Annotated in this window: 13 protein-coding genes; 10 read left to right on the top strand and 3 right to left on the bottom strand. The window is 37.0% G+C overall.

The features are described from left to right. Positions 1-158: 158 nt before the first annotated feature. Positions 159-1922 (bottom strand): aspartate--tRNA ligase, encoded by a 1764-nt coding sequence (gene aspS / locus VB264_RS02805; RefSeq protein WP_323246571.1) that lies wholly within the window; start codon positions 1920-1922, stop codon positions 159-161. Positions 1923-2153: 231 nt separating this feature from the next. On the opposite strand from aspS, the gene crtD reads away from it, so the two are divergent. The 3 genes from crtD (at position 2154) to VB264_RS02790 (ending at position 5141) form a co-directional block, all read left to right on the top strand. After that, complete coding sequence (gene crtD, locus VB264_RS02800; protein ID WP_323246569.1) at positions 2154-3632, top strand: 1-hydroxycarotenoid 3,4-desaturase CrtD; 1479 nt, start codon at positions 2154-2156, stop codon at positions 3630-3632. Positions 3633-3703: 71 nt separating this feature from the next. Further along, positions 3704-4594 (top strand): hypothetical protein, encoded by an 891-nt coding sequence (locus VB264_RS02795; protein ID WP_323246567.1) that lies wholly within the window; start codon positions 3704-3706, stop codon positions 4592-4594. A gap of 70 nt (positions 4595-4664) precedes the next feature. Then, positions 4665-5141, top strand: coding sequence for a DUF4293 domain-containing protein (locus VB264_RS02790; RefSeq protein WP_323246565.1), 477 nt, complete (start codon positions 4665-4667; stop codon positions 5139-5141). 251 nt (positions 5142-5392) lie between these two features. On the opposite strand, the gene VB264_RS02785 is transcribed toward VB264_RS02790, so the two are convergent. Further along, the gene (locus VB264_RS02785; protein ID WP_323246563.1) at positions 5393-6913 is read right to left on the bottom strand and encodes a serine hydrolase domain-containing protein; all 1521 of its coding nucleotides are present in this window, start codon (positions 6911-6913) and stop codon (positions 5393-5395) included. Positions 6914-7243: 330 nt separating this feature from the next. Between VB264_RS02785 and VB264_RS02780 the strand changes: the two genes are divergently transcribed. From VB264_RS02780 to VB264_RS02760, 5 genes are all read left to right on the top strand, one after another. Next, positions 7244-7846, top strand: a complete 603-nt coding sequence (locus tag VB264_RS02780; protein WP_323246561.1) for an RNA polymerase sigma factor — start codon at positions 7244-7246, stop codon at positions 7844-7846. 239 nt (positions 7847-8085) lie between these two features. Continuing rightward, a complete protein-coding gene (locus tag VB264_RS02775; RefSeq protein WP_323246559.1) occupies positions 8086-9189 on the top strand; it encodes a FecR family protein in 1104 nt (367 codons plus the stop codon). A gap of 198 nt (positions 9190-9387) precedes the next feature. Further along, positions 9388-12804, top strand: coding sequence for a SusC/RagA family TonB-linked outer membrane protein (locus VB264_RS02770; RefSeq protein WP_323246556.1), 3417 nt, complete (start codon positions 9388-9390; stop codon positions 12802-12804). 13 nt (positions 12805-12817) lie between these two features. Beyond that, entirely contained in the window at positions 12818-14269 is a 1452-nt protein-coding gene (locus VB264_RS02765) for a RagB/SusD family nutrient uptake outer membrane protein (protein ID WP_323246554.1), read from the top strand. A gap of 148 nt (positions 14270-14417) precedes the next feature. Then, positions 14418-17291: a glycosyl hydrolase gene (locus VB264_RS02760; RefSeq protein WP_323246552.1), complete on the top strand. Its 2874-nt coding sequence runs from the start codon at positions 14418-14420 to the stop codon at positions 17289-17291. 319 nt (positions 17292-17610) lie between these two features. On the opposite strand, the gene pdxR is transcribed toward VB264_RS02760, so the two are convergent. Continuing rightward, complete coding sequence (gene pdxR, locus VB264_RS02755) at positions 17611-19059, bottom strand: MocR-like pyridoxine biosynthesis transcription factor PdxR (RefSeq protein WP_323246550.1); 1449 nt, start codon at positions 19057-19059, stop codon at positions 17611-17613. Positions 19060-19153: 94 nt separating this feature from the next. On the opposite strand from pdxR, the gene VB264_RS02750 reads away from it, so the two are divergent. Both VB264_RS02750 and VB264_RS02745 read left to right on the top strand, forming a co-directional pair. After that, entirely contained in the window at positions 19154-19807 is a 654-nt protein-coding gene (locus tag VB264_RS02750) for a pyridoxamine 5'-phosphate oxidase family protein (RefSeq protein WP_323246548.1), read from the top strand. A 219-nt stretch (positions 19808-20026) separates the two neighbouring features. After that, the gene (locus VB264_RS02745; protein WP_323246546.1) at positions 20027-20548 is read left to right on the top strand and encodes a DinB family protein; all 522 of its coding nucleotides are present in this window, start codon (positions 20027-20029) and stop codon (positions 20546-20548) included. Positions 20549-20577: the final 29 nt, after the last annotated feature.

Below are 20577 nucleotides of genomic sequence, written 5' to 3'. Positions count from 1 at the left end.
ATGTATTATACATAAAAAGTACAATATAATTATTGGGGTTATCGGCTTTACTATCAAAAAGAGCAAAAAAAAACAGTAGCAAGCCTTGAAGGTTTGCTACTGTTTAAAACGCTTTTATATTGTTATTTAGACCTTATGTCATTCTGCATGACCGAATACTAAACCACAGTACGAATTTTTAATTCATCTAATTGTTTTTGATCGATTGTTGAAGGGGAGTCAATCATGATATCACGTCCTGAATTGTTTTTCGGGAAGGCGATAAAGTCACGGATTGAATCTGAACCACCGAATAAAGAACAAAGACGGTCGAAACCGAATGCTAATCCCCCATGTGGAGGCGCTCCGTATTCAAAAGCATCCATCAAGAAACCGAATTGGTGTTTTGCTTCTTCGTCCGAAAATCCGAGTACTTCAAACATTTTTGCTTGTAGTTCTTTTTGGAAAATACGGATAGAACCACCGCCTACTTCAACACCATTGATAACTAAATCGTATGCGTTTGCACGAATTTTTCCTAATTCTCCTGTTTCCAGATACTGTAAATCCTCTGGTTTAGGGCTAGTGAAAGGGTGGTGCATCGCAAACCAGCGGTTTTCATCTTCGCCATATTCTAATAATGGAAAATCTACAACCCAGTGAGCAGCATATTTTTTAGGGTCACGCAAACCTAAACGATTACCCATTTCAAGGCGTAATTCATTCAATTGTTTACGTACTTTATCACCAGTACCCGAAAGAATCAAGATTAAATCTCCTTTTTCAGCTCCGAATGCTTCAGCCCATTTCTTCAAATCTTCTTCTGCATAGAATTTATCTACTGACGATTTTAAGCTTCCATCAGCATTGTAACGAAGGTAAATCATCCCTTTCGCACCAATTTGCGGACGCTTTACAAAGTCAGTTAATTCATCAACTTGCTTACGTGTATATTCCGCACAACCTTTGGCGTTGATACCCACTACGACATCGGCAGCATCGAATACTGGAAAATCTTTGCCAGAAGTCAAGTCGATTTCGTCGCTTTTCAATTCCACAAACTTCATATCAAAACGAATGTCTGGTTTGTCAGAACCATAATATTTCATGGCGTGTGCATACGTCATACGTGATACTTCGCCCAATTCCATATTTTTTACGTTTAAGAACAAATGGCGAATCAAGCCTTCAAACATATTCAATACGTCTTCTTGCTCGATAAACGACATTTCGCAGTCAATCTGAGTAAACTCTGGCTGACGGTCAGCACGTAAATCTTCATCACGGAAACATTTTACGATTTGATAGTAGCGGTCAAAGCCCGAAACCATCAATAATTGCTTGAATGTTTGTGGTGATTGTGGTAAAGCATAAAACTCGCCTGGGTTCATTCTTGAAGGAACGACAAAGTCTCTTGCACCTTCAGGAGTAGACTTTATCAACACAGGAGTTTCTACTTCTATAAAATCTTGTTTGTCGAGATAATCTCTTGTAAAACGTGCCACTTGATGACGTAACTGTAAGTTAGCTCTTACAGGATTACGACGTAAATCTAGATAACGATATTTCATACGAATATCATCACCACCATCTGTGTCGTCTTCAATCAAAAAAGGAGGCAATTTTGCTGGGTTGAGTACTTCTAAAGAAGTAACTTTTATTTCAACATCACCAGTCGGAATTTTATCATTTTTAGAAAGACGTTCAACTACATTACCAGTCGCAGCAATTACAAATTCACGACCGAAGGTACGAGCCAAATCTAACACTTCTTTAGGCGTTTTGCCTTCTTCAAGCATCAACTGCGTGATACCGTAGCGGTCACGGAGATCAATCCAGATCATACCGCCTTTGTCACGAGTTTTCTGTACCCATCCACAGAGGGTAACCGTTTGGTTTACATTTGTGAGGCGGAGTTCGCCATTATTATGTGTTCTGAGCATAAAGAATTTATATCCTGCCACAGGCTTTGTTGCGAAAATCAATAGGAATTTTCCAATTCCAGATAGGCAGAAACTTGTGGTAAGTTTTTATTTTTTGCAAAATTACAGAAATTAGACGTTTTGAAAACTATTTGATGAGTTTAAAGATTGGTATTTATAGCGTGATTGATAAAATAGATTGAATAAATAAAATATTTTTAGGTACGATTCTATAAAATCGTGCTATGATTTATGAAAAAAGTAGCAATAATTGGAGCAGGAATTGCGGGAATTTCAACCGCCATTCGGTTGGCTCATAAAGGTTTTGAAGTAGCTGTTTTTGAAGCAAATGCTTATGCTGGAGGCAAATTGAGCAGTTTTGAGCGCGAAGGGTATCGTTTTGATGCGGGGCCTTCTTTGTTTACTTTGCCACATTTGGTAGACGAACTTTTTGAGTTAACAGGCAAAAAACCTAACGAATATTTTGATTATGTAAAATTGCCAGATATTTGTCATTATTTTTGGGAAGATACCACAAAACTTACCGCTTGGGCTGAAACTGAGCGATTTGCAAAGGAAGTTGAGCAAATTACGGGCGAGCCTGCACAGAAAATTCTGGATTTCTTGAAAGACAGTGCTTTTAAATATGAAGTGCTGGACGGACTCTTTTTACAAGACTCATTGCATAAACTTTCTACATGGACATCGCTAAAAGCTTTGAAGGGATATCTGAATTTACCTAAACTTGGTATCTTCGGAACGATGAATCAGGCGAATGAAAAATTATTTAACAATCCTAAGATTGTACAACTCTTCAATCGTTATGCCACTTACAATGGGTCAGACCCTTATCAAACCCCTGCTACCCTCAATATTATTCCTCATTTAGAATATAATATCGGAGCTTTTTTTCCAAAAAAAGGAATGGTTTCTATCACAGATTCATTGGTGAAACTAGCCGAAGACTTAGGTGTAACATTCAACTATGAAAGCAAAGTAGAAGAAATACTAGTAACCAACAAAAAAGCGTCAGGCATTCGGTTTAGTAATTCATCACAGCAACATATTGAGAAAGATGTTGACGTAGTGGTTTCTAACATGGATGTAACCCATACCTATCGCAAGCTTATGCCTACCCAACAGCATCCTGAGCGATTATTAAATCAACCCAAGAGCAGTTCGGGTGTAATTTTTTATTGGGGTATCAAACAACAATTTGCAGAATTAGGGCTACACAATATTTTCTTTAGTGACGACTATCGGAAAGAGTTTCAGACAATGTTTAATGATAAAACCATTACATCCGACCCTACGGTTTATATCAATATTACCTCCAAATTAAAAAAGGATGATGCTCCCAAGGGCTGTGAAAACTGGTTTGTACTCATCAATGCACCAGCTAATGAAGGACAAGACTGGGATAAAATCATAGCTGATACTCGCCAAAATGTGATTAAGAAAGTATCCAGGATATTAAAAGTAGATATTTCCGACTTAATAGTATGCGAAGAAATTCTTGACCCACGAACTATTGAATCGAAAACATCGTCGGCACAAGGAGCTTTGTATGGCAATTCATCCAACAATCGCTATGCGGCTTTTTTAAGACACGCAAATTTTTCGTCCAAGATAAAAAATCTATATTTTGTAGGAGGAAGCGTACACCCTGGTGGAGGTATTCCTTTGGCAATTTCCTCGGCCAAGATTGCTTGTAAATATATCGACGCTTAGAATAATAATCGTACCAATTAGGGGTTTTTATTGTATCATTTGTCTTGCTTAAAACTAAAGCTTTATAAAATATGAAAAGACTAATCGCTATACTGGTTTTGATGATTTCTTGTGTGAGGGTTTCGGCACAAAACGTTTTTACGAAAGTTCCGACTTTACCACATACGCATGAGGTTGATGTTTTTTTCTTGCATGAATTGCCCATTAAAGAGCCTTATTTCAAAACATTGATGATTGAAACCGATAGCAATGATTATAACGATGCACTTGTACAGCTCAAACAAAAAGCACAGTCTGTAGGGGCTGATGCCGTAATTATCCTGAATTACGATAGGGGGCATCTGATAAGCGTTGGAGCGAAGTACAAAAAAAATATGACAAGTATTGATTCTACAGTGGCTTTTTTAAAAACTATTAGGGTAGTGCCTATTAATAACAACAAAGGCAGTGGCGATATTCAATTTGATATTGATGGGACGATTAAGCCTAACCAGAGCAAAGAACTGATTAATTATTTTGAAGATAATATTCTGAACTATGATTTTGATTTTCTGATAAGCGATAAGTCGTCTCGTTGGCAAGAAACCGCCGACATCTATAATCGAATTGAAAAACGAAAACTAAAAAACAATAACGGAATCGTAGTAAAAAAGGTAACGCTGAATTATGGTAATAGCAATAGTAAAATCCCGCAGGTTTTAGAGGTAGATGATATCAATCAAAATTATGCCTCTTCGTCGATGTGGCATACCGAAAGATTGTTCCCCGTGTATAATAACATAGGAAAACTTACAGAACTAAGCGTTTATTGGAAGAATGCATTGGTGCGTCGTCAACAATTATTTTATGATGCCAAAAATCGATTAATCATGGCTGATTGGGTAAAATTTGAAAACCAGAAGCCAATTCCTTTCCTCCGAGTAGAGTATGAATATTATAAAAATGCGGATTTGAAATTGTAATCTTGCGTACATTCGTAAAGTTTTAGAACTTTGCCTTATCAAATTTAAAATTTACGAATTACATAAAGAGATGCTTCAAAGAATTCAAACCTTATTATTACTTGTCGTTGCCGTAGCAATGGCATCAGTAACAGTTTTACCTATCTGGGAAAAAAATAGTGCTTTGTTGAATGAAAAGGTAGTTTTAACTGCTTTTAATCTTGAGCATTGGAAAGAGAATGCTTGCATAAGTACTGCCAGCACGGCTGCTATTGGTATTTTAGCAATTATCGCTGTTTCGATTGCGATTTTTTCAATTACGCAATACAAAAAAAGAGTATTACAGATGACCTTGGGCTTAATCAATTCGATATTGATTGCCGTAACGCTGGGAATTACTTTTTATGAAGTGTTTAAAGTAGGTGTACCGATGTTTGAACCAGAAGCCCAAGGAAACTATGGTGCCGGTTTTGTAGCAGCAGTAGTATCAATGTTGGCCAACATGATTGCTAATCGTTTTATTCGTAGGGATGAAATGTTAGTGAAGTCTTCTGATAGAATGAGATAGAGATTTAAATATTTTACCCGCAGATTTACAGAGATTTTTATCGCTGATTTTCGCAGATAGTATATGTCTGTGAAAATCAGCGTTTTTTTAATCAGCCAAATCAGCGGGTAAATATAAACTCAGTTTTTGATTGTAAATTTTATCTTTCTTTACCCGCAGATTTACAGAGATTTTTATCGCTGATTTTCGCAGAATATATCTTATCTGCGAGAATCAGCGTTTTTTATCTGCAAAATCAGCGGGTAAAAAACTTATTTAGATACCTGTTTAATATGATATTCCTGTATCAAAGCTGGATTCTCTGGCGTCAACGTAAAGCTAATTTCAATATTGGCTTTTTCTCCTTCTAACACAAAAGTGCCCCTCAGATTATTCTCTGGTTTAATTTCTTTTATTCCTAAAATTTTTCCTGCATTTTCAAAAATGGGTGTTGCTTCTTTCTGCAAGCTTGGCACGAAATAATCAAGGAAGAAGTTCTCAGCGAAAATGCCGCTGGTTTCTGCATTTTTCCAAGTAGGCAATAGTGCCGTTAGCTCATTAATTCGTTGTTTCAGAATCGGTGAAACAGGAATTGGGTTAGGCTTTAGTTTGGCTAATGCTACCAAGGTATCCAATACTTGTATATTAAAATAACCAGCATTGGCATAGGTAAGATTGCTAAATGAAATGACTCCAATCCCATAATCTTGCAGGATACGCCAGTTACTACCAAAGCCCGGTAAACCACCGCTATGCCCAACCGAACGCCTACCTTCGGCATCTGTAGATTGCCCTAAACCATAACCATAAGCACTTGCTATTGCCATTTTACGACCAGTAGGATATTTATAGTTCTGATTTATGCCAATAAACTGCCAAGGTTGTTGCATTTCTCGAACGGAACTTCTTTTTACAGGCCCTTTTTCAATACCATCGCTAGCTGGCCACACAGATTGATGAAAAGCTACATATTTACTAAAATCTTCTATCGTTGTAATCATCCCGCCCATTGCCCCATAAGCACCGTCGTGTAATAATGGTTGTTCTACCCATTCTTCGTTCAACCAACGGTAACCATGTGCCAATTGCTCGGCAGGCACTTTGCTATATTCCCAATAGGTGTGGTTCATCCCTAAAGGTTTTAAAATATTCTCGTTGATGTATTGTTGATACGACTTTCCAGAAACTTTTTTGATGATATATCCCAACATTGCAAAACCCATGTTGCTGTATTCATAAGCAGTACTTGGATTATTAGAGAACGTGATTCCCTTTTTGAACATTTTCAACATAGCCTCGTCGCTGATAGCCAACTGACGGTCGCCCCAAGGATTATCTTCTGGAAAACCTGCTGAATGTGTTAATAAATTGCGGACAGTAATTTCTGGGGCATCTTTCGTCAACAAATGTTGCCCTTTTAATTCAGGGATGTACAAATACGCAGGATTATCCAATTTTAGTTTGCCTTCATCCCTTAATTTCAAAATAGCCATAGCCGTAAAGCTTTTCGACATGCTGGCAATTCTAAAATCTGACTGTATGGAGGCTGGTATTTTTTTCTCAAGGTTGCTATACCCCACAACACCCGAATGTATTAATTTGCCATCTACTACCAAGCCATACGTAAAAGCAGGATAATGGTTTTTTTCAGCATAAGCTTTAAAAATTTGGTCTATTTGAGGTAAGCTTGCCTTAATATTTTTTAAGCGTTCGTCCTCATTTTGTGCTTTTATTTGATAGCTACCTAATGAACAAAGAAAAAGACAGAGGAATAGTAATTTTTTATAAATCATTTGTTTGTCGAGTTTGTGAATACGATGTGAAAAGAATAATCCAAAATACTTAAATAGTTTGATAATCTACCTCAATTGATGCTACTTTAATTTTAGGCAATACTTTATGGTAAAGTAAAAAAGAAAATGTAGTTTAAAATTAAGTTTTTATTTAAAATATTGATTATGAGTATATTATGGATGAGTTTTTCGCTTAATAAAAGCATGATTAGGGTATGGTGTTAGCTATAAATACCTTTCTTTGTTACATTTATACAAATTTATTCAGTAATTATCCTATCTTGTCGGTCTTTAAAGAGTATTTCATAATACTAAGTGTCTTTTCTGTACATGCAAAGTCAAACGAGCTTCTCTTCTGATAAAATATTATGGGAAACCTTCAAGCAAGGTGATAAAAAAGCGTTTGCTATGATTTATGAACAATATATTCAAGCCCTCTTGAATTATGGACATAAGATTACCCAAGATGAAAGTTTGATTGAAGACAGTATTCAGGATTTATTTTATGAATTATGGAATAGCAAAAGTAAATTAGCTGAAACAGATTCGATTAAATTTTATCTATTCAAAGCACTACGCAACAAGATTTATCGGAATAAAGAAAAAAATAATTTTGATGTTATTGATGAAAACCAACCATTGCCAGATTGGTTGAGCGAAGTATCTACAGAATACAGTATTATCCTTCAAGAGCATGAGGAATCACAGCTCAGTCACTTGAAAAAAGCCATTCAAAAGCTTCCTAAACGCCAACAAGAGGCGATAAACCTGCGTTTTTTCCATGATTTCAGTAATGAAGAAGTTGCTCAATTAATGGGCGTAAACTACCAATCTGCCTGTAAGTTTATCTATACAGGGTTACGATTTTTAAAGGAACATATCATTTATCCTATCCTTGTTGTATTGATTACTAGCTACTTTGAAAAGTTTTAAAATATTTTTATAAAAAAATGGATTAAAATAAGCAGTTCCATGCATTAGTAAATGAAGCTGTTTAAACTTTCCGTTTCTGAGGTGAAAGTATTGTATTTTTGGATTGATTTTTTCAAAATTTGCGAAGCATAGCATCGCTACGTTGAGTAAATTTTGGAACAAGCTATTCTAAAAGACTTAGTTTAACCCGAAAGGGAAAGTGTAAACAGCTTCAATATAAGACGTTTAAAATCATGTCGATGAATTATCAAAACTTTGAAATAGAAGATTTTGTAGCAGATGATTATTTTAAAAACTGGGTATTAGCACCCAATGCTGAAAGCGAAATGTTTTGGAATAATTATATTGAACAATATCCTGAAAAAAATGCTGTGGTTGAAGAATCTCGCCTACTCATTATGGGGCTGAGGGAAGCAGAAACAGCGTATTTCCCTATTAAAAAAACAGCAAGGATTTGGGATAATATTCAACAAAAAGTACAAAATGAGGAAGATGAGCAAATAATAGGCAGCATATTTAGATTAAGAATCCCTTATCTTCGTATAGTGGCAACGTTAGCCATTTGTATGGGTTTGTCGTATTGGTGGGTTAGCCATAATCAATCTTCTGCCCTATACACGGCTTTATTCAGTAGTACGAAATCTGATACAGATTTGGTAGAAGAAGTAAATCTAGGAAGTACAACTAAGAAAATATATTTAAGTGATGGGAGTATAGTGAGTTTAGAGAAGAATTCTAAACTGAGGTACAAAAAAGGCTTTGAGGTGAGTAAAAGAGTAGTTTATTTAACAGGAGAAGCCTTTTTTGAAATCTCTAAAAACCCTAAACGACCATTTTTAGTGTATTCCAATGAGGTAATTACCAAGGTGTTGGGAACAAGTTTCAGAGTAACAGCCTACGAAAATGCCAAAGATATTGTGGTTTCGGTAAAGACGGGCAAAGTATCTGTTTTTGCGAATAAATCGGCTACCGAAAGAGATGAAAAGTTGGAGGATGAATTGAAAGGAGTAGTGCTGAAACCAAATCAACAAGCTGTTTATGAGCGTAATACAGATAGATTAAACAAAACGTTGGTAGCAATACCCGATATATTGGTACTACCACCTGTAAATCAGAATTTTGAATTTGATAACACCCCCATCAGCGAGGTTTTTGCTACTTTACAAAAAGCCTATGGGATTGAAATCGTTTATGATGAAGATTTAATGAAAGCATGCTTTTTAACAGCACCTTTAGGAAATGAATCACTGTTTGAAAAAATGAGAGTTGTCTGTAAAACAATAGGAGCAAGGTATGAAATTATCGATGGTCAGGTTGTCGTTTACAGCAAAGGATGTGAATAAAAATCAATCAATAATTACCAACCCAAAACAATTTACTATGATAGCATAATACCTTAACCAATGTATTTTAATGGAAAAGCCGGTCGACGCTACCAACATCAACCGACTTTAATTTGTCCCTCTTCTTCGCACGCTAATGAGATAGAGGAAAGGAAGCATTTTGCAATTTTTTACCATTTACAAAACCATTTCAAAAGTATGGAAAAACATCGAAAAATTCCCCAGATTTTTCTAAAAATCATGAAATTATCTTTTCAACAGTTTCTTATAGCCATTCTATTTACAAGTATGAGTTTTGCTCATACGAGTGCTCAGGCTATTCTAGAAAAGAAGATATCCTTGCATATCGATAAAAAAGATATGAAAAGTGTGCTGAAAAGCATAGAACATTCGGCTGGAATAAGGTTTACTTATATCCAAAGTCTTATTCCCTCAGATAAAGTAATTTCTGTCAATTTCAACAATGAAAAATTGGCCGTAATTCTTGAAAATTTATTAAAGCCTCATAAGATTGATTATGAAGTGACAGATAAGTATATCATCCTAAGTAAACAATTGAGCGACTTGAAATTAATGCAAATGAAAGACTTTGATAGCGATTTCAGACAAAATTTAGCAATCAATATCACAGGGAAAGTAGTTGATGATAAAGGAGAACCCTTGCCAGGTGTAACAATCAAAGTAAAAGATACTTCAAAAGGCACAGCAACGGATGGTAAAGGCGAATATAAAATAGCAGTACCTGATGCCCAGAGTATACTTACTTTTTCTTTTGTAGGCTACATTCCTCAGGAGGTTGTTGTAGGGAATAGGAATATCATTAATGTTACGTTAGCAATTGATAATGTAACATTATCAGAGATTGTGGTAGTTGGTTATGGTACCCAAGACCGCAGAGATGTAACGGGTGCGGTAGCTACTATCAAAACACAAAATATTAAAGATTTACCAGTAACCAGTGTTGACCAAAAACTGGCTGGACAAGTAGCAGGGGTACAAGTAAGTCAAGTATCAGGTACGCCTGGGAGTGGCCCTGTTATCAGGATTCGAGGGTCAGGTTCAATCGGAGCAGGTGACGACCCTTTGTATGTAATTGATGGTTTTCCGATGACAAACTATTATAGCAAAACATCCAATCCATTAAGTACAATTTCACCCGATGATATAGAATCAATCAGTATTTTAAAAGATGCTTCTTCTACGGCTATTTATGGCTCAAGAGGCTCAAATGGCGTTGTGTTGATTACTACCAAACATGCCAAACAAGGAGCTACGAATATTGAATTTAGTGCTTATACGGGTATGCAGACAATACCAGACCGCAATAGAGTACAAGTAATGACAGCGGCACAATTTGCTCAGAATAGAATAGATGCTGCACAAGGTCTAGCGGCTATAAAAGGTGTACCTTTTGATATCAATACTGTTGCGGAGGCATATCGTAATCCTAGTAGTATTGGGGCAGGGACAAACTGGTTTAATGAAATTAGTAGAAATGCACCCATGCAAAACTATAATCTTACCATAACCAAAGGAACTGAAAATTTACGTTCAATGGTTTCATTGGGGTATTTTAATCAACAAGGTGTTTTATTGAATACCGATTTCCAACGTTTTTCTATTCGTGGAAATATTGATGCCAATATTTCTAAAAAAATTACCGTTGGTTTAAATATTTCTCCTTCGTTTACTATCAGACATCTAGCCGAAACAGAAGGACACTTTAATACTGCCATTGTTACCCAATCGTATTTGAATAGTCCGTTTCCTACGGTGTATCAAGCAGATGGAAGCTTTACACCAAATATCACCTCTGCTGGTTTTTTTAACAATGCCAATCCTGTAAATATGTTGGTAAATACTACCAATTATGGTAATAACATTCGTACCCTCGCCAATACCTATTTAGGAATTGAGATACTGCCTAATTTAAAATTTTTGACAACTTTCAATACCGATTTATTAATAGATACACAGGATAAATTTACACCTTCAACTGTAGGAGGTTTCCGTAATCCTCCGCCTACGTTGGCCACAGGGAGTAATTATTCTGCTCGTACTTTCAACTGGTTGTCAGAGAATACGCTTACTTATAGCGGTACTATTAAAGACCATAGATTTACGGCTTTGGTGGGTTATTCTGCTCAAAAAGAGATTAATAAATCAACCACAGTGAATGGAAATGGTTATGCTGATGATGTGATTCAGACCATCAATTCGGCGATTGCTACGGGTGTTAGTGCTTCGGCTGGTGGTGGTAAAGCTGCTTTATTGTCATACTTAGGTAGAGTAACCTATGCTTATAAAGATAAATATTTGTTTAATGCGACTGTCAGAAGAGATGGCTCTTCAAAATTTGGGTTGGATAATCGTTGGGGAACATTTCCTTCGGCTTCTGTAGGATGGAGAGTATCTGAGGAAAAATTCTTTCCTAAATCCGAAATTATTGATGACCTAAAGCTAAGAGTAAGCTATGGTTTGGCAGGTAATAACAACATCGGAAATTTCACGGCTCAAAGATTATTAGGATTGGATAACTATGTATTTGGTGGGAAAATCGTAACGGGTCAGGCTATCAACTCTTTGGGAAATACCAATTTAGGTTGGGAACAGTCTAAACAAACAGATATTGGTCTGGATGCTTCGTTGTTGAAAGGAAAGTTAAGCTTGATTATTGAATTATATGAAAGATTTACAGAAAGCATGCTTCAAAGCATAGATATTCCTTCATCTTCAGGCTTTTCCTCAACGATTACCAACTTAGGGAATGTCCGTAACCAAGGCTTAGAAATTTCATTGAGTAGTAAGAATGTCAATAAAAGTAAATTCCATTGGGACACTGATTTCAACATTTCTTTCAACAGAAACAAAGTAATCAACTTAGGTAACAGAACCAAAATACAGTCGGGAGATAATGGTAGTGTAACAATGGTTGACCAACCAATGGGTTTGTTTTATGGATATAAAAAGGCGGGAGGTTTCTTCAATACTGCCGACGACCTAGCGAAGTATCCTCGTGCTGCTGGGCAGACAATTGGGAGTATACGTTTTGTAGATGTAAACAACGATGGAAAGATTGATGCTAACGACCAAACAGTTATCGGTAACCCTTATCCTAATTTCACATGGGGCATGACAAACCGCTTTAGCTATGGGAAACTAGATGTTTCTATTCTAGTAAATGGCTCGCAAGGCGGACAAATCCTTGATTTTTATAAACGTTTTACTTACAACCAAGACGGTGTTTTCAATTTACATGCCGACGTAGTGAATGCTTATAAAGACATTAATAATCAAGGAAATGGAAATGTACAAAGTGCTGGTTCTGCCTTAGCAGGAGATTCTTTTTCAAGAAATACGAGTGATGCTTGGGTAGTGGATGGCTCATACATGGTAGTAAGAAACGTCACGATTGGCTACAACTTCAAACCTAAGAAATACTTTAAAGGACTAAGAGCTTATGTATCAGGACAAAATCTTTTGACTGTTTCGCCATATACGGGTTCATTCCCAGAAGTAGGTTTTAATGGTAGCAATTCGCTAGCTCCGGGTGTAAACTATGGTAGTTACCCAGTGGCGGCTACTTATACTGTAGGTATTAATTGTAAATTTTAATCGCTGAATCGAAATGAAAAAAATAACGATATTATTACTTTCTTTGGTTTTAGTTGCATGCAAGGACTCCTTTCTTGAACTAACGCCAGATACCAATGGTTCGGTCGATAATTTTTACCAAACCAAAGACCAATACATTCAGGCAGTAAATGCTGCTTATTCACCGTTGCAAGGAATCTATACTGGTACACTATGGCTTTTTGCTGAATTACGTTCTGATAATACTTCGTATCAGCAAAATACAGGTGACCGCTCAGGAACTATTCGAGAAGAACTAGATGAGTTCAGAGAGAACGACCAAAATTCCAATTTTCAAACATTCTTTAGCGCAAGTTATCTAGGAATCAGTCGATGTAATTTGTTATTATCTAAATTATCATCAGCTACTTTCGACCAAGCTACTCGTAATCAACTAGAGGGAGAAGCTCGTTTTCTGAGAGCGAGTTATTACTTTAATTTAACAAGAGTATTTGGTGATGTCCCCTTGATTTTAAAAGAAGTAAACTCCCCAGAAGGAGCCTTCGCTACTGCTCCACGAGTAGCCGAAGCAGAAGTGTATAAGGCCATCATCGACGATTTTACAGTGGCAGCAAGCAAACTGCCTGCCAAATACGCAGCAGCAGATTTGGGTAGAGCTACCTCTGGTGCAGCAAAAACGTTGTTGGCAAAAGTATATCTTACTCAAAAGAATTATACCGCTGCCAATGATTTATTGAAAAATATTGAAGCAGAAGGAGGCTATCAGTTAAATGCCAATTATGCCGACAATTTTAAAAAGAAAAACACAGCTGAATCTATCTTTGAAATTCAATACGTAGAAGGACCAGGAGGCAAAAGTAGCAACTTTGCTTATTCATTTGCCCCTTTCAATGCTGGAAGTAGCGTTACAGGTTTTGCTTTAGCCTCTGGGGCTGCTGCGGGTTGGAATATTCCTACCCAAGACCTTATGGATACTTATGAAGCAAATGACAAACGATTTGTTGCCTCTATTAATACCACTTTTGTTGACCCAACTACTAAAAAAGTAGTGCCCTATATCCAAAAGTACGTTAACCCTCCGTATTTAGAGCGTTATAATACCGCCGATAACTTTATTGTAACACGTTTAGCAGATGTATTACTGATGCAGGCCGAAGCTTTGAATGAAATTAGTTTTCCCAATCAAACAGCTTTTGATTTATTAAATAGAGTTCGCCAAAGAGCAGGATTATCTGTGAAAACTCAGACTGATATTACGTCGCAAGGGGCTTTGAGAGACGCTATCAAGAAAGAAAGGAGAGTAGAATTAGCTTTTGAAAACCACCGTTGGTTCGATTTAGTGCGTACTGGCGACGCAGTAGCAGTGATGACGGCTCATGCTGTTAAAGAAAAGGCTATAAAATCGTATATATTACCCAATTCATTTGCTACAATCGCGCTGAAGTTCCCATATCCATATCGTGAAACACAGATTACTACGAAATAACATTGAGTGTGCTTGATGAAAAGAGGCTGTAGCTAAAATTAACTTTGCTAAAACAACCTCATTGTTGCTAGGGAGTGGCTTAAAGTCGCTCCCTAGCAATATCATTACAAATAGGCTTGCTAAATGTTTGTTTTAAAACAACCTTTCTATGATAAACAGCAATAAAAAAATATCCTTGTTCTTACAATTGATAGCTTGTTTTTTAATAAGTTTTCGGGGTTTTTCACAGCAAAAATCCACTGCTATTGTAGAGCATATTTTCCAGAAACCTACTCAACAATATGGTATTCGGTGTTGGTGGTGGTGGCTCAACGGTAACGTTACGAAAGAAGCCATTACCCGAGATTTAGAAGAGATGAAAGCTAAGGGATTTAGCGGTGCTTGTATTTTTGATGCAGGAGGGTATAATCAACGAGGGAATGGTGATGTGCCAGAAGGACCGATGTTTGGCTCAAAGGCTTGGAGAGTGCTATATGTGCATGCCATTAAGGAAGCCAATCGATTGGGTTTAGTAATGTCTCTCAGTATTCAAAGTGGCTGGAATTTAGGTGGCCCCGACATTACCACTACCGAAGCTGCCAAACAAGTAATCTCTTCTGAAACCCCCATAGTAGGCGGGAAATTAGTTGATATTACTTTAGCTCAACCTAATATCAAAGAAGATTTTTATAGAGAAATTGCTGTATTAGCCATTCCCAATAAAGGTATTAAAAACCGTAAACCTATCAGAGATTTTGAGAATAAAGCCGCTACCCGCGAAGTAGGTTGGTCTGTTCCCGAAACCAGACCGTTGCTGATAGATATTCCTGCAACCGAAGGGGAAGAGGATGCGCAGAAAAAAGAAGTAATCAATGTTTCGCAATGGGTAAAAAATGGTAAGCTCTTGTGGAATGCGCCTAAAGGAAATTGGCTTATTTTACGCATGGGATATACGGTTACGGGTGCGGAGGTTTCTACTGCTAGTGGCAAATGGCAAGGGAGGGTAATTGATTATACTAGTGCAAAACATTTTAATCGCTATTGGGATACCAACGTTGAGCCTTTGTTAAAGATGATTGGACCAATGGCAGGCAAAACTTTACGGTATCTACAAACCGATAGTTTTGAAGCTGGTGGCATGAATTGGTCAGACGGATTCGAGCATGAATTTAGGAAAAGAAGGGGCTATGACCCTGTTCCATATTTACCAGTATTGGCTGGGAAAATTATTGAAAGTCGTGAGGCAAGTAATAATTTTTTGAATGATTTAAGAAAAACTTTGAGTGACTGTATTTCGGATAATCATTATCGTGTATTTGCTTTACGGGCTAAGAAATATGGCATCGGGATTCAACCGGAATCGGCAGGACCACATGCAGGACCTTTTGATGGATTGAAAAACTATGGACATTCAGAAATCATGATGAGTGAGTTTTGGTCGCCATCACCGCATCGCTCTAAAGATGTTGACCGTTTTTTTGTAAAACAAGCTGCCAGTGCTGCCAAAATCTATAACAAGAAATTAGTAGGGGCAGAGTCTTTCACGACTATCGGTCCGCATTGGAACGATGTCATCTGGGCAGATATGAAACCCAGTGCTGACCACGAATTTTGTGCAGGCTTGAATTTGATTTATTTACATACTTTTACTTGCTCGCCTAAAGAAATGGGCTTACCCGGACAAGAGTATTTTGCGGGAACACATTTTAATCCAAATGTTACTTGGTGGAATTACTCTACAGCATTTGTTCAGTACCTCAGTCGTTGTCATTATATGATGCAAGAAGGAAGGACTGTTGCCGATGTGTTGTATTATTACGGTGACCATGCCCCCAACTTAGCACGTTATAAAGCAGACGACCCAGCAGGAGCTTTGCCCGAATATGATTATGATGTAATTAATGAAGATAGATTGTTAGTATTATCAGTAAAAGACGGAAAAATCATGTTGCCACATGGTGATTCGTATAATGTTTTGGTATTGCCAAATCACAGGATATTGTCATTGGCGGCGCTAAAAAAAGTACAACAATTGTTATTACAAGGAGCAACGATTATTGGAACAAAATCATTGAGTACAGCCAGTTTAGTATCATACCCAAATGCTGAATTGGAGAGAGCTAAAATAGTACAGCAGATTTGGGGAGATGGAGAAAGTGCTACAGGTGAAAAACAATATGGCAAAGGGACAATAGTTTGGGGCAAGAAAGCCAAAGAGGTATTAAAATCAAAAAATATTCTTGCTGATTGCGAATGGATTAATAAAGAAGCAGGACAAAATTTTGACTACATCCACCGCAAATCTGGAGCAATAGATTATTATTTTATCAGTAGTCAAAATAAAGAAAAAGCACAAGTAACAGCAAAATTTAGAATTGGGGATAAACTACCAGAATTTTGGGATGCTGTAACTGGTGAAATATCTCCTGTGAAAGAATACACTGTGGCTGATGGGCAAATCAGTATTCCGCTTCAATTCAACCCTAATGGTTCTATTTTTGTCGTTTTCAGGAAAAAACTGACTTCTAAAGAACATCAAAGTGGAGCAAATTTTACCAATTATGAAGTAACTCAAACCTTAGATAAACCTTGGCAAGTATATTTTGACCCTAAATGGGGTGGAACGAACTGGATTACTTTTGATAAATTGTACGATTGGACAAGTCGTTCAGAAGAAGGAATCAAGTATTATTCAGGAACGGCCATTTATAAAACCCAATTCGATGCTGAGAATGAACAAGACGAAATTGCTTTGGATTTAGGCGAAGTAAAAGATGTAGGGATTGCGAAAGTAAAACTCAATGGTAAAGATTTGGGTATATTGTGGTGTCCGCCTTTTAGGGTTGCTGTAAAAGGTTTACTCAAAAAAACAGGAAATGAATTAGAAATAGAAGTGGTCAATACATGGAGGAATCGCCTAATAGGTGACCGAGAAAAGCCAGCTAATGAACGTTATACACAAACTAATATAACCATAAAGCCCGACTGGAAACTGATGCCTTCTGGCCTATTAGGTCCTGTTCAGTTGATGAAGGAAAAGTAGAGAGTATAATTTGCACCAAAAATTACCGAAACATGAGTCATCAAGAATTTTAAAATCACAAAAAGCGGTCTAAAACTAATTTAGACCGCTTTTTTGTGATTGATGGACAATGAATTCCTACTGTTTGAGCGGAGCGAGTCGGTTCGCCGATGCGATTAGGAATTCTTGACTTTCTTTTGCGGTCCGCCGCGCGGTTACTTTTCTTGCGTCAAGGCAAGAAAAGTAAGGACAAGACGATAATACATACAAATCCACCACAACTCACTATTTTATGAGAAAATTCGTGATGAGTCGCATTTATTTTAGATCTATGCTATTCTCAAATAGCATTTCTCAAAATCTTCACTGCATCTTCGGTTTCTTTAAAATTCATGGAAGCAAAACCTATTCTACAAGCATTCTCATCAGGATATGCTGACCCATCAGAGATATAAAGTCCATTTTTAGCCACTTTTTTAGCAAGGTCTATCAAAGAAATACTTTTGTCAAACTTTGTCCAGATAGCCATACCGCCATCAGGAATTTTAAAGTCGATAACGTTCCCCAATTCCTTTTTCAATAAGTCACAAGTAAAGTCTCGTCGTTCTTTATAGATTTTCAACACTTTTGCCGCATGGCGTTTTAGCGTCCCGTTTTCCAACATATCAGCCAAAGATAATTCTAGAATGGTATCACCTTGTCGGTCTATGATACGCCTAAGCTTGGCTAGTTCTTCAATGATTTCTTGGTTTGCTACGACATACCCAACCCGAAAAGTAGGAGCAATTTTTTTAGTAAACGAACCAATATATACTACCAAACCATGTCGGTCGGCACTTGCTAAGGGTAATACGGGTCTATTCGCATAATGGAAGTCATAATCGTAATCATCCTCAATAATATAAAAACGATACTTTTCTGCCAAAGCCAATAGTTTAATCCTTCGTTCGGGTGTAAGCGTCACCGTAGTAGGATGGTAATGATGTGAAGTAACGTAAATTGCTTTAATGGGTTTTTGCAGACAAATATCCTCAATGGCATCCACAACAATACCATCCTCATCAATGGGAATAGTGTTGATTTTTGCTCCTAAAGTAGCAAAGGTCATATTAGTAGCAGGGTAATTTAAAGCACCTACAATTACCTCATCACCTTTTTCAAATAGTGCTAAGCCAACCAAATAAATAGCCATCTGACTTCCTCTGGTAGTGATAATCTTTTCAGGGGTTGTATTCATGCCCCGTGTTTCATTCAACACTTTTGAAAAAGTTTCACGAAGTCGCCATGTGCCATATACAGAGGAATAATTAAGTACAGAAGGTTCCCCAAACTTAATATAATGAGCATACAAACGAGCTAGTTCGTCTCTAGGTGCTAACCGTACATCAGGTAGCCCGTCATTAAAGGCTAGTCTTTGCGTAATAACAATAGGAATTCTTACGTGGCTATTCTTAGGAAAATCCATCGAAAAATTATCTTTCCCTTCTTCCTGAAAGTCTTTTTGCGATAATAGAATAGGCTTTACATTGGGCAGATGTTGAGCAATGAAAGTGCCTTTTTTAGGTAATACCTCAATCCAACCTTGCGAATACAATTCATCGTAGGCTGCTACAACTGTTTTTCGATGCAGTGCCAGTAGCTCTGCCATTTGTCGGGAGCTCAACAGTTTTGTACCTTTTTTCAGAATACCAGATTGAATATTCTTGATGATTTCATTGGCTATTTGTACATAAACAGGCAAAGAAGCATCCTTCCTGATGTCAAGTAAGGTTTTATAAGGAATTTCCATCTGGACTACTTGTATGTGAAATTGTGGAGTACTAAACTAATCCAGTAAAGATATAAATTTGTAAAGATTATTGACCGTAAACCCAATTAAAAATATGGCAACACTACCAATTACTGAAAGAACAAAAATTAGCCGTGCAGCAAAAAAAGGCGATTATACTGAAGAAACTATCCATAGTATTTTAGATGAAGGGCTTTTCTGCCATGTATCTTATGTAGAAAGAGAAATACCCATGTGTATTCCGACAGGCTATGGTCGTATCGGCAACACATTATACATTCATGGTTCGGTGGGCAGTCATTTTATGCGTGCCATTGCCGATGGCAGAACCGTTTGTATTAGTGTATCTTTGATTGATGGACTCGTATTAGCAAGGTCCGCTTTTAGTCACTCAGTCAATTATCGGTCTGTAATTATGTTTGCTCCAGGAACAGTGGTTACAGACGAAACCGAGCGGTGGAATGCCTTAGCAGCCATTACAGAACAATTTATTGCAGAGCGTTGGGATAATGTTCGTCTGCCCACTAAAAGTGAAATGCAGAAAACAATGATTATTTCGTTTCCTTTAGAAGAAGCTTCAGCAAAAACAAGAACAGGACCACCCAATGATGATGAAGAGGATTATGATTTTCCTGTTTGGGCAGGCGTTTTACCTTTGAAATTACAGGCACAAAACCCTATTCCAGATCCAAAAATGCAATTTGATATACCTGTGCCGGAATATATTAGTAAATTAGTTAGTAAATGAGTGAGTTTTTAAATTGTGAATTAGTGAGTTGTGATTGAGTGATTAAATATTGAGTCAATTAACTTTAGCATTATTCATTAAAAATTAATTTACTTAATCACAATTCATTATTTTTTTAGCTTTGTCAACTCTTTAAGAGTTGACAAAGCTAAGGGTTATTTCACAATCACAACCGCGGCGGCGGACCGCTCACTCATTCACTCAATCACAACTAGTAACATGCAAATCCTACCTCCATCATCCGAAGAAAATTTTGGTCTTTTTAGTAATTATATCAATAAAGTAAATACCCTTGAATTATTAAAAGGACTAGAAGACAACCAAGAAATATTGATTCAAAAAATGCTTTCATTGGATGAAGCAACGTTAAACTATCAATATCAGCCTAACAAATGGACTATCAAAGAAGTGGTAGGTCACGTGATTGATACAGAAAGAATCTTTGCTTACCGTGCTTTACGCTTTGCCCGTCAAGATAATACTTCTTTGGCTGGTTATGATGAAGTATTATATGGTGATACCTCTAATGCTGGTCAAAGAACCATTCAAGATTTACTAGAAGAATTTACGGCTGTCCGCAAAGCTACTATTACTTTATTCAAAAGTTTTAATGAAAAAATGCTTGAAGAGAAGGGCGTAGCTAGTAGTTTTACCATTTCTGTACGTGGTTTAGGCTATGCTATTTTAGGACATTGTACGCATCATTTGCAGATTATTGATGAGCGATATTTGAGGAATTAAATGGATTATGTTTTAAATCAATGGACAAG

Source organism: Arcicella aquatica (assembly GCF_034928825.1).
In the GTDB taxonomy this organism is placed as follows: Bacteria; Bacteroidota; Bacteroidia; order Cytophagales; family Spirosomataceae; genus Arcicella; species Arcicella aquatica.
The sequence above is the reverse complement of the archived record's forward strand: the minus strand, read 5'-3'. Positions and strand labels throughout refer to the sequence as shown.

What these genes read in the sequence shown, in the direction of transcription:
- aspS (WP_323246571.1), bottom strand. Translation starts at nt 1,922, where the DNA reads ATGCTCAGAACACATAATAATGGCGAACTCCGCCTCACAAATGTAAAC.
- VB264_RS02745 (WP_323246546.1), top strand. Translation starts at nt 20,027, where the DNA reads ATGCAAATCCTACCTCCATCATCCGAAGAAAATTTTGGTCTTTTTAGT.
- VB264_RS02765 (WP_323246554.1), top strand. Translation starts at nt 12,818, where the DNA reads ATGAAAAAAATAACGATATTATTACTTTCTTTGGTTTTAGTTGCATGC.
- VB264_RS02770 (WP_323246556.1), top strand. Translation starts at nt 9,388, where the DNA reads ATGGAAAAACATCGAAAAATTCCCCAGATTTTTCTAAAAATCATGAAA.
- crtD (WP_323246569.1), top strand. Translation starts at nt 2,154, where the DNA reads ATGAAAAAAGTAGCAATAATTGGAGCAGGAATTGCGGGAATTTCAACC.
- VB264_RS02750 (WP_323246548.1), top strand. Translation starts at nt 19,154, where the DNA reads ATGGCAACACTACCAATTACTGAAAGAACAAAAATTAGCCGTGCAGCA.
- VB264_RS02760 (WP_323246552.1), top strand. Translation starts at nt 14,418, where the DNA reads ATGATAAACAGCAATAAAAAAATATCCTTGTTCTTACAATTGATAGCT.
- VB264_RS02795 (WP_323246567.1), top strand. Translation starts at nt 3,704, where the DNA reads ATGAAAAGACTAATCGCTATACTGGTTTTGATGATTTCTTGTGTGAGG.
- pdxR (WP_323246550.1), bottom strand. Translation starts at nt 19,059, where the DNA reads ATGGAAATTCCTTATAAAACCTTACTTGACATCAGGAAGGATGCTTCT.
- VB264_RS02775 (WP_323246559.1), top strand. Translation starts at nt 8,086, where the DNA reads ATGAATTATCAAAACTTTGAAATAGAAGATTTTGTAGCAGATGATTAT.
- VB264_RS02780 (WP_323246561.1), top strand. Translation starts at nt 7,244, where the DNA reads ATGCAAAGTCAAACGAGCTTCTCTTCTGATAAAATATTATGGGAAACC.
- VB264_RS02790 (WP_323246565.1), top strand. Translation starts at nt 4,665, where the DNA reads ATGCTTCAAAGAATTCAAACCTTATTATTACTTGTCGTTGCCGTAGCA.
- VB264_RS02785 (WP_323246563.1), bottom strand. Translation starts at nt 6,913, where the DNA reads ATGATTTATAAAAAATTACTATTCCTCTGTCTTTTTCTTTGTTCATTA.